General features: G+C 65.4%; 13 protein-coding genes. 1 reads left to right on the top strand and 12 read right to left on the bottom strand.

Features of this window, described 5'->3' with window-relative positions; all coding sequences use genetic code 11:
• Nucleotides 1–8 precede the first annotated feature (8 nt).
• From ACQ86G_RS21340 to ACQ86G_RS21320, 5 genes are all read right to left on the bottom strand, one after another.
• On the bottom strand, nucleotides 9–3,188 hold the full coding sequence (locus tag ACQ86G_RS21340; protein ID WP_431257180.1) for an efflux RND transporter permease subunit: 3,180 nt from the start codon (nucleotides 3,186–3,188) through the stop codon (nucleotides 9–11).
• Nucleotides 3,185–4,720 carry an efflux RND transporter periplasmic adaptor subunit gene (locus ACQ86G_RS21335; RefSeq protein WP_431257179.1) on the bottom strand — a complete coding sequence of 512 codons (1,536 nt, stop codon included), beginning with the start codon at nucleotides 4,718–4,720 and terminating at the stop codon, nucleotides 3,185–3,187. The genes ACQ86G_RS21340 and ACQ86G_RS21335 overlap by 4 nt, the downstream gene beginning before the upstream one ends.
• Nucleotides 4,717–5,949 (bottom strand): TolC family protein, encoded by a 1,233-nt coding sequence (locus ACQ86G_RS21330; RefSeq protein WP_431257178.1) that lies wholly within the window; start codon nucleotides 5,947–5,949, stop codon nucleotides 4,717–4,719. The genes ACQ86G_RS21335 and ACQ86G_RS21330 overlap by 4 nt, the downstream gene beginning before the upstream one ends.
• 77 nt (nucleotides 5,950–6,026) lie before the next feature.
• Nucleotides 6,027–6,368, bottom strand: a complete 342-nt coding sequence (locus ACQ86G_RS21325; protein ID WP_431257177.1) for a hypothetical protein — start codon at nucleotides 6,366–6,368, stop codon at nucleotides 6,027–6,029.
• Nucleotides 6,369–6,630: 262 nt separating this feature from the next.
• On the bottom strand, nucleotides 6,631–6,975 hold the full coding sequence (locus ACQ86G_RS21320) for a DUF305 domain-containing protein (RefSeq protein ID WP_431257176.1): 345 nt from the start codon (nucleotides 6,973–6,975) through the stop codon (nucleotides 6,631–6,633).
• A gap of 248 nt (nucleotides 6,976–7,223) precedes the next feature.
• On the opposite strand from ACQ86G_RS21320, the gene ACQ86G_RS21315 reads away from it, so the two are divergent.
• On the top strand, nucleotides 7,224–7,847 hold the full coding sequence (locus ACQ86G_RS21315; RefSeq protein WP_088404227.1) for a DUF4148 domain-containing protein: 624 nt from the start codon (nucleotides 7,224–7,226) through the stop codon (nucleotides 7,845–7,847).
• A gap of 96 nt (nucleotides 7,848–7,943) precedes the next feature.
• Here ACQ86G_RS21315 and ACQ86G_RS21310 read toward each other — a convergent pair whose 3' ends face one another.
• From ACQ86G_RS21310 to ACQ86G_RS21280, 7 genes are all read right to left on the bottom strand, one after another.
• Nucleotides 7,944–10,364, bottom strand: coding sequence for a copper-transporting P-type ATPase (locus ACQ86G_RS21310; protein WP_431257175.1), 2,421 nt, complete (start codon nucleotides 10,362–10,364; stop codon nucleotides 7,944–7,946).
• 112 nt (nucleotides 10,365–10,476) lie between these two features.
• Complete coding sequence (locus ACQ86G_RS21305) at nucleotides 10,477–10,740, bottom strand: heavy-metal-associated domain-containing protein (protein WP_088404229.1); 264 nt, start codon at nucleotides 10,738–10,740, stop codon at nucleotides 10,477–10,479.
• Nucleotides 10,741–10,966: 226 nt separating this feature from the next.
• The gene (locus ACQ86G_RS21300) at nucleotides 10,967–11,308 is read right to left on the bottom strand and encodes a four-helix bundle copper-binding protein (protein WP_088404581.1); all 342 of its coding nucleotides are present in this window, start codon (nucleotides 11,306–11,308) and stop codon (nucleotides 10,967–10,969) included.
• A gap of 230 nt (nucleotides 11,309–11,538) precedes the next feature.
• Entirely contained in the window at nucleotides 11,539–11,889 is a 351-nt protein-coding gene (locus ACQ86G_RS21295; protein ID WP_431257174.1) for a hypothetical protein, read from the bottom strand.
• Nucleotides 11,890–11,918: 29 nt separating this feature from the next.
• Complete coding sequence (locus tag ACQ86G_RS21290; protein WP_431257173.1) at nucleotides 11,919–12,263, bottom strand: copper-binding protein; 345 nt, start codon at nucleotides 12,261–12,263, stop codon at nucleotides 11,919–11,921.
• Between the two features lie 29 nt (nucleotides 12,264–12,292).
• Nucleotides 12,293–12,775 (bottom strand): DUF411 domain-containing protein, encoded by a 483-nt coding sequence (locus tag ACQ86G_RS21285; RefSeq protein WP_088404232.1) that lies wholly within the window; start codon nucleotides 12,773–12,775, stop codon nucleotides 12,293–12,295.
• A gap of 7 nt (nucleotides 12,776–12,782) precedes the next feature.
• Nucleotides 12,783–13,328 (bottom strand): cupredoxin domain-containing protein, encoded by a 546-nt coding sequence (locus ACQ86G_RS21280; RefSeq protein WP_431257172.1) that lies wholly within the window; start codon nucleotides 13,326–13,328, stop codon nucleotides 12,783–12,785.
• Nucleotides 13,329–13,336: the final 8 nt, after the last annotated feature.

Raw genomic sequence — 13,336 nt, 5'->3', positions numbered from 1 at the left:
AAACTCCTTCAGAGTTGCGTGGGTTGGAAAGGTGAAACGATGGGAGGCGAGTCGGAGACTTGCGGCGCCGCGGTGCGTCGACGCCGTAGCAGGTACCAGGCGGCCGGAACGACGAGCATGCTGAGCAGCGGTGCCGTGACCATGCCGCCCACCATCGGCGCGGCGATGCGCCCCATGACTTCGGATCCCGTCCCGCTGCCGAGCAGGATGGGCAGCAGCCCCGCCATCACCACGGCGACGGTCATCGCCTTGGGTCGCACGCGCAGGACGGCGCCTTCGCGGATCGCCGCGAGCAGCGTGGCATCGTCGTCCGGCTCGCCGGCCGCCAGGCGCTGCGCATGCGCGTTCTTGAGGTAGACCAGCATGACCACGCCGAACTCCGCCGCCAGGCCGGCCAAGGCGATGAAGCCCACGGCGGTGGCTACGGACACCGCATGGCCGAGCGCCCACACCAGCCAGAAGCCGCCCACGAGCGACAGCGGCACCGCCGCCATCACGAGCAGCGCGTCACCCGCCGAGCGGAACAGCAGGTAGAGCAGCACGAAGATCACGGCGAGCGTGGCCGGCACAACCACCTTCAGACGCTCGGTCGCGCGCTCCAGATACTCGAACTGGCCGGACCACGACAGCGCATAGCCCGCCGGCAGAGCCACGCGCTGCGTCACTGCCGATTGCATGTCGCGGACCACCGAGCGCAGGTCCCGTCCGCGGACATCGACGTACACCCAGCCGGACAGCCGGGCGTTCTCGCTGCGCAGCATGGGCGGCCCCTCTTCGACCGTCACGCGCGCCACGTCCTGCAGCAGCACGGTCGCGCCCTGGTCTGTCACGAACGGCAGCTTGCGTAGGCGCTCCAGCGAATCCCGGATCTCTCGCGGGTATCGAACGTTGATGGGGTACCGCTCGCGTCCCGCGATCACCTCGCCGACGTTCTCGCCGCCGATGGCTGTCGAGACGATGGCCTGCACCGCGACCACGGACAGTCCATACCGCGCCGCGGCTGCGCGATCGACATCGACATCGATGTAGCGGCCGCCGGTCAGCCGCTCCGCCAACGCGGACGACACGCCGGGCACTGGCTTGACGGCCGATTCGATCTGCGTCGTCAGCCGGTCCAACGTGGCCAGGTCGGGACCGGACACCTTGATGCCGACCGGGCTCTTGATGCCGGTCGCCAGCATGTCGATGCGATTGCGGATGGGCGGCACCCAGACGTTGGACAGGCCGGGAACCTTGACGACACGGTCCAGTTCCTCGGTGAGCTTTTCCGGGGTCATGCCGGATCGCCACTGCGCCCGCGGCTTGAAGCGGATCGTCGTCTCGAACATCTCCAGCGGTGCCGGATCCGTCGCGGTGTCCGCGCGACCCGCCTTGCCGAAGACACGCTCCACTTCGGGCACCGTCTTGATGAGCCGGTCGGTCTGCTGCAGCAGTTCCGCCGCCTTGGACGCGGACAGCCCGGGCAGCGCCGACGGCATGTACAGCAGATCGCCCTCATCCAGGGGCGGCATGAACTCGCCGCCAAGTCTCATCAGCGGCACCGCCGTCATCGCCAGCACGAGCACCGATGCCAGCAGCGTCGCCTTGGGGAATCGCAGCACGGCCTCCAACGCCGGCCGGTAGATTGCGATGAGCAGCCGGTTGATCGGATTGGCGGTCTCCTTCGGGATGCGCCCCCGGATCAGATAGCCCATCAGCACGGGTACCAAGGTCACGGACAGGCCGGCGGCCGCGGCCATCGCATAGGTCTTGGTCAGCGCAAGCGGCGAGAACAGCCGCCCCTCCTGCGCCTCCAGCGTGAACACCGGCAGGAAGGACAGCGTGATCACCAGCAGCGAGAAGAACAGCGCCGGGCCGACCTCGACGGCGGCCTCGGTGATGAGCGCCCAGCGCTCCGCGATACCGGCCGGCCGCCCCTGTCGCGCCTCGAAGTGCTCCAGATGCTTATGCGCGGCTTCGACCAGCACCACGCTCGCGTCGACCATCGCGCCCAGCGCGATCGCGACGCCGCCCAGGCTCAAGATGTTGGCGCTCAGACCCTGCCAATGCATCACGATGAAGGCCGTCAGCACCCCCACGGGCAAGGTCACGACCGCGACCAGCGCGGAGCGCAGGTGGAACAGGAACACCGCGCAGACCACCGCCACGACAATGAACTCCTCGATGAGCTTGTCGCGCAGATGGTCGACCGCGCGATCGATGAGGGTCGACCGGTCGTAGGTCTCCACGATCTCCACACCCGGCGGCAGACCCGGCTTGAGCTCGGCGATCCTGGCCTTGACCGCCTCGATCGTCGTCCGGGCGTTCTTCCCCGAGCGCATGACGATCACGCCGCCGGCGACCTCACCTTCGCCGTCGAGCTCGGCGATGCCACGGCGCATCTCGGGACCGACCTGCACGAAAGCAACCTCCCGCAGCCTCACTGGCGTAGCCCGCGCGACGCGGATCGGGATGTCGCGGAAGTCGTCGAGCGACTTCAGGAAACCGCGCGATCGCACCATGTACTCGCTCTCCGCCATTTCCACCACGGAGCCTCCCGAGGCCTGATTGGCATCACGCAACGCGGCCAGGACGGCCTCCTGCGTCACGCCGAGCGCGCGCATCCGATCCGGATCGAGCACGATCTGGTACTGCCGGACCATGCCGCCCAGGCTGGCCACTTCGGCCACGTCCGGCACCGTCTTGAGCTCGAACTTCAGGAACCAGTCGTTGAGCGCGCGCAGTTGCCCGAGGTCGTGCGCGCCCGTGCGATCGACCAGGGCGTATTCGTAGATCCAGCCCACGCCGGTCGCATCCGGACCCAGCACCGCGGTGGCCCCCGGCGGCAGCCGACCTTGGACCTGGCCCAACGCCTCACTCACACGGGATCGGGCCCAGTACGGGTCGGTCCGATCGTCGAAGAGCACATAGACGAAGGAGTCGCCGAAGAAGCTGTACCCGCGGACGGTCTTCGCGCCGGGGACGCTGAGCATCGTCGTGGTCAGCGGGTAGGTGACCAGGTCCTCGACCACCTGCGGCGGCTTGCCCGGGTAGCTGGTTCGCACGATGACCTGTGTGTCCGACAGGTCGGGCAAGGCGTCCACCGGCGTGCGTGCGACGGACCACAGGCCCGCGGCGACCAGCATTGCGGTGGCAATGAGCACCAGGAAGCGGTTGCCGATGGACCAGCGGATGAGCGCGGCGATCATGGCGCGCCTCCGATCCTGCGCACCGACACGAGTTCCCACTCCATGGGGCCGCCTTGCCCGAACTCGATACGGACCTTGTCGCCGGGCTTCACGTCGGCGAAGGCATGGGGATCAGGCTTACTGAAGCCCATGGTCATGCCAGGCCACTTCAGGGCCGGCACGGGGCCGTGCGACAGGGTGATGCTGTCGGCATCGATGCTCTCGATCGTGCCCTCTGCGCGATACGTGGTCGCGGCGACAGCGGATTTCGGCGTTACGACAGGGCCGGAAGCCATCGACGTCATAGAGGCGGAAGGCACGGCCGGCGCCGCGCTCATCGTCCCCAGCGAGGACTTCAAGTTCGCCTCGGAATCGATGAGGAACTGGCCGCTGGCCACCACCTCCTCACCGGGACGCACCCCATCGAGGACCTCGACGTCGTTGCCCAGATCCACCCCCAGCTTGACCTCCCGCGGCTCGAATGTGCCGCCCTGTTGGCGAACGATGACGACGGCGCGTGCTCCGGTGCGGATCACGGCCTCGGCGGGCACAACGAGCCGTGATGCGGTCGCGCCAGCGATCCGTAGGCGCAGCAGCATGCCGGGCACCAGCTTCCCGCTCCGGTTGTCTACCTCGAAGCGCGCCTGCAGCGTGCGCGTGTCGGCGCTGACTTGAGGAAGGATCTCCTTCAGTTCACCGTCGAACATTTGCGCAGCGTCGGACTGCAGCGTCGCGCTGACCTTCTGGCCGCGTGCCAAGCCGGCCGCCTGAGCCTCCGGCACCTCAACCACCGCCCACACACGTTCCAGGCCGACGATGCGGAAGAGCGTGGTTCCTGCCGCCACCGCCACACCTTCGCGAACGCCCAGCTCTGCTACTACGCCGCCCGCAGGCGCATCGAGGGTGAAGCGCGCCTGAGCCGTGCCCGCGTCCTCGCTGTGCCGGACCAAGGTCTCGGGAATGGACATCGCCTTCAGGCGTTCCCGTGCAGCCGCGATCAACTCCGGCGCGGCGCCAGCACGCTTCAGCGCCAGCAGTTCGTTCAGGGGTCCCAGCCAATCCGGCGCGAAGATCGTGGCGAGCGGCTGCCCCTTTCGCACCGTGGACATGGGCGCCCGCACGAGCAGGCGTTCGACGTAGCCCGCGACGCGCGTCTGGACGGCGACGTTGAGCCTTTCATCGAACTGCACTGCGCCAACCGCGTCGAAGGACGACGACACGTCGGTCATCTTCGCGGCAACCGTGCGCACGCCGAGGTTCTGCTGCACCGTGGCGCCGATCCTGACACCGGCGTCCGTGGCTTCGTCGGCGAACACCGGCACCAGCTGCATGTCCATGAACGGGGATTTGCCGGGCTTGTCGAAGCGACGTCCCGGGACCATGGGGTCGTGCCAGTACAGCACCTTGCGATCACTCCCGGCGGCGGAGGCCGCCGCGGGTCGTCCGTCGTCCATGCGGACGGTGCCATCGACCGTTCGTCCGACGTAGAAGCCACCCAGCGCCAGCGCGACACCGATCGCCACCAGCGAAACAACGACTGCTGCGCGCTTCATTGACGGTCTCCTTCGACCACGGCCTTGAACGCCAGCGACGCTTGCGCCCTGGCCAGATCGCGCTGGAGCGCAAGGAGCTTGCGCCGCGCCTCCAGTTCGGCGTGGCGCGATTCGAAGAGCGTGGTCAGCGGCACCTGGTTCGAACGATAGGCGGCCATCGCCACGGCGGTGCGCTGCTGCGCCGGCAGGACGACCGCCGTCCGATAGCGGTCCACGCGTCCGGCCAGGCGCGCCGCTTCGGCGGCAAGCATGCGGTACTCGCCGCTGGCCATGCGGGTCGTCTCCGCGAGCTGTGCCTCAGCCTTCTCCGCGAGGGCGAGCTTGGCCGCGAGCTCGCGGTCCTGGCGTTGCGCCGGCGCAATTGCGAGCGGGATGCTGATGCCCACCGACACCATGTCCGGATAGCGCGACCGCTGTCCGTAGCTCACCTCCCAGGACCAGTTCGGGTGGCGATTTGTTCGCGCCGACTCGGTGTCCGCGCGAGCCAGATCGACATCCCGCTCCGCAGCGATGACGGCAGGATGATTCGCAACGTACGCGGACTCGGTGGGCGCCGGCAGCGCCTCCGGCGCGGCCAGGTCATCGACGGAAGCTCCGATCCAGCGTGTCAACGCGACACGCGCCACTTCCAATTGCTGACGCGCCTCGGCGGTCTCGTCTTCCGCCATGCCGCGCGCACCGGACAGTCCGAGCACTTCCTGGCTGGTCGCCGTGGCCGAAGCGAACCGCGCGCGGGCGGCCTCCAGCTCGTCATGGGCGTGATGCTCCGCCTCCCTCACCAACTCCAACGCCGAGCGCGCGAAGTAGACATCCAGGTATGCCAGACCGGTCTGCAGGCGCACGTCGGTCTGCGAGGCCAGCGCGACTGCGGCCTCGCGTTGTACTGCGGCATCCGCAACGGCTTGTCGCGCTGCGCGTTTGCTGGCGGACAGCCATTCCTGAGAGATACCGACACGCTTCATGGTCATCGAATCCCGACCGCTGAAGCGGTCGCTGCCGGAAATGGGCAGGTTGTCGATGCCAGCGCGCAGCACGGGATCCGGCAATTGGGCAGCGGCGCGCGCGGATTCGACTGCGCTTGTGACGCCGGCCCTGGCGGACCGGGTTGCTTCCGATCGCTGGACCGCTAGGCTCATGGCCTGGTCAAGCGTGAGAGTGGCGCCCTGACTCAGCAGGGGCAGCAATGCGGCAGCCAAGGCGGCGGCGCGCAGGGTGATTCTTGGGTTCACGAGAGCTCCGAAGACGAACGACAACGAGGCCGGGGAGCGGACGTGCCGCGCCGGCGCCAGTCAATCGACGGAGCTGATCAGACTCGGAGTCTGAGCGTGGAAAGGAAGATTGGATCGGGTGGCGGTCGATCCTCAGCGGGCGTCGCCGCCGAAGCTGCCAGGCGGCCATCGTCGCCAAGGTCGAAGCTCACCTCCAGGATCGACACCACCAGGGCCGGCGCGAGGGTCGGCAGCTTGATGGGCTCGAACGACTGGGGTGTGCCGGACGAGTGCTCCGCGCACAGCGCGGGCTGGTCCATGTCCATGCCTTCGCAGGGCGATCCGGACGCCACCATCTCGGCCATCGCCGCCATGTCCCGCTCTTGCGGGCAGACATAGTTAGCCAACGCCAGCTGCGAGAACAGCAGCGACAGCGCCACGTAGCACGTGACGGTGAGGCGGTGGGCAAGGCGGCGAAGCATGATCGCCTAAGTGTAGTAGCAACCCTTGCATGGCCGCACGCGACCAACCATGGGGCCCCTTCAGCTCAGCGTGCAGATGCCGCATGGACGGCTCGTACTCTCTTCCGTTCACGCTTCAACGTGCCCGGCCAACAGGTGCGCACGCCTGGACGTCTGCCCACGGAGTGGCTGGAGCGCCTCATCTTGTTTGCCCTCGTCGGCCGGGCTCTCCCGACTTGGGTCACCGATGGTGCTGCTGCATCCAAGCATCGAGCTGCGCGATCTCCTTTGTCTGGTCGTCGATGATCTTCTGGGCCATCGTCTTCAGGGGCGCAGATCTTCCTTGCTGGACTTGAACCTTCGCCATCTCAAGCGCCTGTTGATGATGCATTTTCATCATCATGGCGAAGTCCATGTCGGTATCACCGCTGAGCTTCATCCCTTGCATCGATCGCATGCCCGCGTCCATCGACTTCTTGAGTTGTTCCGAAGCGGGGTTCGACGACTGCGCAAAGGCGGCAGCGGCGCTCAAGGCGCCGGCGATCGCGATGAGTCCGAGCTTGCGAAAAACGTGGATTGAGTTCATGAGGCGCTCCTGCGAGAAGGTTGAAGGACCAGCCCGATCACGACGTGAGGTGGCTGGCTCTCAAGGGCAAGAGGCAATCCCAATGCTAGGACGCGTGTCAGTCCATGACAGCTTCGTAATGGTCTCGACAGGCCTTTGTGGCCGCCAGATTTCTACAGTGCTCTCCATGGCGATCAATCTCGACGCCAAGGCCCCGAGCACCCCCTCGCCAAGGGGGTCGCTCGCGAGACAACCTACAGGAGTTCATCATGTCCCGAATCGTCACCCCCTTCGCATCGGCCGCCGCTGCAGCGCTCGTTGCGATGGCTACCCCGGCGCTCGCCGATAGTGGCTTCACGCAAAGCAACAGCGAAACGGGAGGTTCTTACCACCTCATGCCGTCGACCAAGACGCGGGCGGACGTCATTGCCGAGCTGCAACGGGCGCGAGCCGACGGCTCGTTGGCCAAGATCAACAGCGAAGCAGGCTACGCCCCGGAGTTTGAAACCGACGGTCGCCAAACCGTGCCCGCCAAGGCATCCAACGCCGCTGCGGTTGGCCAGAGGGCACCGCTGCAGTTCGACGCACCCGCTGCTGGAGGCGGCCGGACTCGCGCCGAGGTAATCGACGATCTGAAGCGCGCCCGGGAAGATGGCTCGCTGGCCAAAATGAACAGCGAGAGCGGCTATGCCCCTGAGTTCGAACCGGCGCCGGCTCGCCGCGTCCCATCGAAGGAAGGTCTGTCGACGTCGGCGGCGCAAACGCAAAGCAGCGCATTGCAGTTCGAGGCGCCTGCAGCTGGAGGACGCAGTCGCGCAGAAGTCCTGGAAGAGTTGCGTGTGGCTCGTGAGAACGGCACCCTTCGGCGCATGAACACCAACCGCGGCTACTGAACGGCAAGCGTCTTGCGCTGGGGTGTTGGCATTGGTGGCGACCGTCCCGAGGTTGGTCGCGCACCAGCTCGCTCAGGCTTGCAAGGCCGCGTACCTTCACTGATGTCGATCATCCTCCTGCGCTGGCGCGGCCTGTCGCAGGCGCAGGGAATTGAATACCACGCTGACCGAAGACAAGCTCATGGCGAGCGCCGCGATCATCGGCGACAGAAGCCAGCCGGTGAAGGGATACAGGACACCTGCGGCCAAAGGAACGCCCAACGCGTTGTAGAAAAAGGCGAAACCCAGGTTCTGACGCATGTTGGTCACCGTCGCGTCTGAGATCTCTTTGGCCCGAGCGATGCCGCGCAGATCGCCCTTGACCAGCGTCAACTGCGCGCTGTTCATGGCCACGTCGGTGCCCGTACCCATGGCCACGCCCACATCGGCCTTTGCGAGCGCCGGAGCGTCGTTGATGCCGTCTCCCGCCATGCCCACGACGCGACCTTCATCTTGCAGACGCTGCACAAGCGCAAGCTTGTCCGCGGGCTGCACTTCGCCGTGCACCTCGTCGATTCCCAATTCGCGCGCGACTGCCTGCGCCGTTGTGAGGCCATCACCGGTTGCCATCACGACCCGCATACCTGCCGCATGCAATGAACGTAGCGCTTCGGGTGTGCTCTGCTTGATGGGATCAGAGACGGCCAGCAAACCCATCAGCACTTGGTTGCCGGCCAGGTACATCACGCTGCTGCCATGGGCCCGAAGCACTTCAGCAGACTTGCGCAGCGGGCTCACATCAACACCGTCCTGTGCCATCAATGCCGTGTTGCCAAGCGACAAGCGTTGGTCAGCGACTTGGCCGCGCACCCCGATGCCAGTCGATGACTCGAAGTTCGTGGCGGCTACGAGCTCCAGCTTCTGAGCCCGCGCGGCTTGAACGATCGCTTGGGCCAGCGGGTGCTCGCTGCCCTGATCCAAGCTTGCGGCCAAGCGCAACACCTCGACCTGGGTTTGGCCCGGAGCCGCTATGACCTGCTCGAAGACCGGTCGACCTTCGGTCAACGTGCCGGTCTTGTCGACCACCATCGTGTCCACGCGTCGCAGATGTTCAATGGCAGAGGCGTCCCGGAACAAGATTCCTTGAGTGGCCGCTTTCCCCGTGGCCACCATGATGGACATCGGCGTGGCCAAGCCTAACGCGCACGGGCAGGCAATGATCAGAACACTGACCGCGTTGATCAAGCCGTACTGCCATCCTTGCTCTCCACCCAGCAGCCCCCAAGCGAAGAACGACAGCAGCGCCACTGCGATGACAGCCAGCACAAACCAGCCAGCGACCTGGTCTGCCATCCGCTGCATAGGTGCCCTGGAGCGCTGGGCCTGGGCGACCATCTGTACGATCTGAGAAAGCATCGTCTGGGACCCGACACGCTCCGATCGCATGATCAGCGCGCCTGACGTGTTGATGGTCGCGCCGATCACTCGATCTCCAACTCGCTTGGTCACAGGTACAGGTTCTCCCGTCAGCATCGATTCATCGATCGCGCTTTGTCCCTCCTCGACGACGCCATCCACCGGCACCTTCTCGCCAGGTCGGATGCGCAGGCGATCCCCCACATGCACCTGGGTCAGCGGTACATCCGCCTCACTGCCATCTGAATCGATTCGTCTGGCGGTTTTGGGAGCGAGGCCGAGCAGCGACTTGATCGCCGCGGAGGTCTGCGAGCGGGCGCGCAGTTCCAGCATCTGGCCGAGCAGAGTCAGCGAAATGATCACCGCCGCGGCCTCGAAATACACGCCAATGCGGCCATGAGCCATGAAGCTCGATGGGAATACGTGGGGCACCATCGTGGCGACGATGCTGTAGGCAAAGGCGGCTCCGATCCCCAGGCCTATCAAGGTCCACATGTTGGGGCTGCGCAGCTTCACCGACTGCACGCACCGCACCAAGAACGGCCAACCCGCCCAAAGAACGATTGGCAACGACAGCACAAGTTCCACCCAGCTCTGCCTGGTCGGTGAGAGCCACCCCACTCGATGACCGGCCATGGCCAGGACCGTCACGGTCGCGGTCAGCGGCAAGGTCCACCAAAAGCGTCGCGCGAAGTCGCGAAGTTCAGGGTTGTCATCGTCTTGAGCGGCCTCAGGAATGAGGGGCTCCAAGGTCATGCCGCACTTCGGGCAGCTACCCGGGTGATCTTGCCGGACCTCCGGATGCATGGGGCAGGTGTAGATCATCGACGCCTGTGCGGGCAAGCTTGGAGCTGAGGCCTGCGCCGGCGGCTCAGAGTCAGATGAAGCGAGATTGGAGCAGCAGTGTTCCGATCCCTGATACGTTCCTGCGGGTGCAAGGTTCTGGCCGTTGTCGCCTGCTGTCTGGATCAGCTGCATGCCGCACCTCGGGCAGCGCCCGGGACCATCTTGATGGATATCGGGGTGCATGGGGCAGGTGAACTGAGGCACGGCTGAGGCGCCACTTGGCGCGGTCTGCGCGTGACGGTGACCCGAAGCTTGATCGCTGGCGTCTTCGCTCATTTTTCTGCTTCCGCTTGTTGGGACATGACGGTGTGGATGCATCGCGCCACAGCCTTACAGGCAGGCGACGGCCTCGCGCAACCTCTGGCTCGCACTACCAATGGCAATGCGGCTATCGGCAACCGCCGCAGCAGCTGATGCCGTTGCCCTCGGCGCCGGCCCTCAACGTGACTTGTGTCTGCACACTGGGGGTGTATCCCGCCTGAGCGATGGCCGCGCTGAGCTCCTCCGGCGCCGACCCGGTCGAGTCGACTCGCACGCGCTTGGAAGCCAGGTCCACGTCCACCTGCGCCTGGGGATCCACCTCCCTGATTGCCTTGCTGATCTTGCTGACGCAACTGCGGCAGCTCATGTCGGGGACTTCAAACTCAAGCATGGGCTACTCCCTATCAGACCGGAACGTTCCGGCAAGTGCCACTTTGAAGCCTCCTATCGTGGGAAGGTCCAGCACTTTCTGGTAGTCCCTACCCAGAACTTGCGCATTCCCGGGTTCGTTCGAGAACGTTCAGAGTTCCTCGCAACAGACACGGTATGGGCGCTACCGATGGCGCCCTGCCCAGGAGCGCGGTCCCTCTGGCCCGTGCTCTGACCGATGCGCCGGCCTATGCGCTGGCCGTTTCAGCCATGCGACGGCACTCGTCGGCGCAACGCCGACACGCCCGCGCGCAGGCCGCGCAATGGTCCATCTCGTGCTGCCCACATTCCTTTGCGCATGCTTCGCAGATGTCCGCGCAAAGCTTGCAGATCGAGCCGGCGTGCTCGCTGTTGCGAGCCATCGCGGCCGACGCGAGCTGGCAGATCGCGGCGCAGTCAATGTCGAGCGCGATGCAGCGTGACATCGCGTTCACGTCCGTCTCTTGGAGACAGGCGCTGGCGCAGTGATTGCACGCAGCCGCGCAGTCGTCGCACGCGTCGATGCACGAGTCGAATTCCTGATGAGCCATGATCTTTCGCTCCATATGTTCGCCGGCGATTCGGCCATTTCAGCGAGCAAATCACGCACCCGGCGAAGCGCGGTTGAGTTCCACCGGACAGCTCGGAATCAAGCTGAAAAATGCGCACGCCCCTGCCTGCCTGCCTCATCGGGGCAAGTCAGGCAAAGGTGTTTGCAAGAAGTGCTGTCGCAGTGACGTGATCTACATCGTGGTTTGTTGCGCAGCGCCGCCGGGGTGGCTCAAGGGACCTTTCGTAGCGTCGCGCGCGCCGTCACAGCTGCCTTGGACTTGTTGGACCACATCCAGCAGTAGTGCTGATCGCTGGGAACGTCGAGTAAACCTTCGGACTTGCTCGCCGTATCCTGTTTGGCGGGAAAGCGCACCTCTTTTCCCTCGTGGTAGTGCACGTTGAAGTTCAACGGCGCGTCGGCGTCGAACCGCCACTGGACTTTCTCCCCTTGACGCAACTGAGTGCACCACTCGGCAAACTTGCCCGGGGCGATCTGCCACTCGCCATGCGCCGTTGCGTCTGCCTGCCACGGCACGTCAACAGGGTCTGCACGCGCTGACGTGGCCAGGGCCGAGATCACGACGACGGCAAGGACGGCCCAGCGCGGCCTCACTTGGCGGCCTCGATGCGCGTGACGACCAGAGCGCCCGCGCGCTTCTCGGCGGCGAAGCGCACCTTGTCGCCCACCTTCAATTTCTCCAGCGCGGATGCGTCCTCGACCTGGAACACCATGGTCATGGGCGGCATCTCAAGGTTCTTGATCTCGCCGTGCTTGAGGGTGATCTTTTTGTTGGCAGCGTCGACGCGCCGGACCTCGCCGTCGGTCATGGCCGATGCGTCGGCCGTCGAGGCCTGCGCCGAGGCGGACAGGGGCGGCTGTTGCAGGGCTTGGTCTCCTGCTGCGTGGGCCCAGCTGGCGGCCATCAGTGCCAGCGCGGTCAGGGTGCAGCGCACAGAGTTGGACTTCATGAGAGCTCCTTTGGTCAACGGTGATAGGACTGGAAAACGCGGGTGGTGCCGTCCTTGAGAACGAGCAATACGTCGTAGGGCTGTGTCTGGTTGTCAAAATCCGGGCCATCCATGCCGGGGCTGCCCAGCGGCATGCCGGGCACGGCCAGCCCGACTGCGGCGGGACGCTCCTTGAGCAGCCGCTTGATCTCTCTGGCCGGTACGTGCCCTTCGATCGCGTAACCATCGATGCGGGCGGTGTGACAAGAGCCGAGTGCCAAGGGGATGCCAACGGACTTGCGCACGTCGGTGTTGCCAGTGTTGTGGACCGCGCCGACGTTCAGTCCTTGTGCCTGCAGATGTGAGAGCCAGGCTTTGCAGCAGCCGCACTCGGGCGACTTCCAGACTTCCAAGGACACGGCAGCCGGCGACGTCCGGGCGATGGCAGAGCCAGCCGCTGCAAGCGTCAGGCCCAGACCGGCCCAGACGACGTCTCGCCGGTTCACGAAATTGGTCATGGCTCCGTCAGTGCGCGTGATCGGCGTGTCCGTCCGCCTTGGACCCGGGCTTGGTAGAGGCCGCCTTGGAGCCCGACTTCGCGACCGTGACCGCGCCCTTCATGCCCGCGTCGTAGTGACCGGGCTGCAGACATGCAAAGTCGACCTTGCCAGCCTTCGTGAACTGCCAGATCACCTCACCGGTTTTCCCGCCGGCCAACGTGATCATCTGGGGATCTTCATGCTCCATCTCCGGGTTCTTGAGCATGACCTGGTAGTGTTCCTTGAGCTCCTGCTCGGTGCCCAGCACGAATTCGTGTTTGACCTGACCGGAGTTCTTGACCTTAAAGCGGATCGTCTCGCCTTGCTTGACGTCAATACTGGCCGGCGTGAAGCGCATGTTGTCGGTCATGTCGACGTTGACGGTGCGCGTGACCTGTTGTGCCTTGCCGGGCTTGCCGATGGCACTGTCTTCATCGCCATGCGCGTGTGTGCCGGCGTGGTTGCCAGAGGCAAATGCCGCGCTGGTGGCAATGGCGACGAGAGTCGCCAAGAACGTGTGTTTGATGTTCATGATGCTTC

The sequence above is a fragment of the Roseateles chitinivorans genome (genome assembly GCF_050632145.1).
Classification (GTDB): Bacteria; Pseudomonadota; Gammaproteobacteria; order Burkholderiales; family Burkholderiaceae_C; genus Roseateles; species Roseateles chitinivorans_B.
Note: the sequence above shows the minus strand (reverse complement) of the source record. Positions and strands in the feature narration are given on the sequence as shown.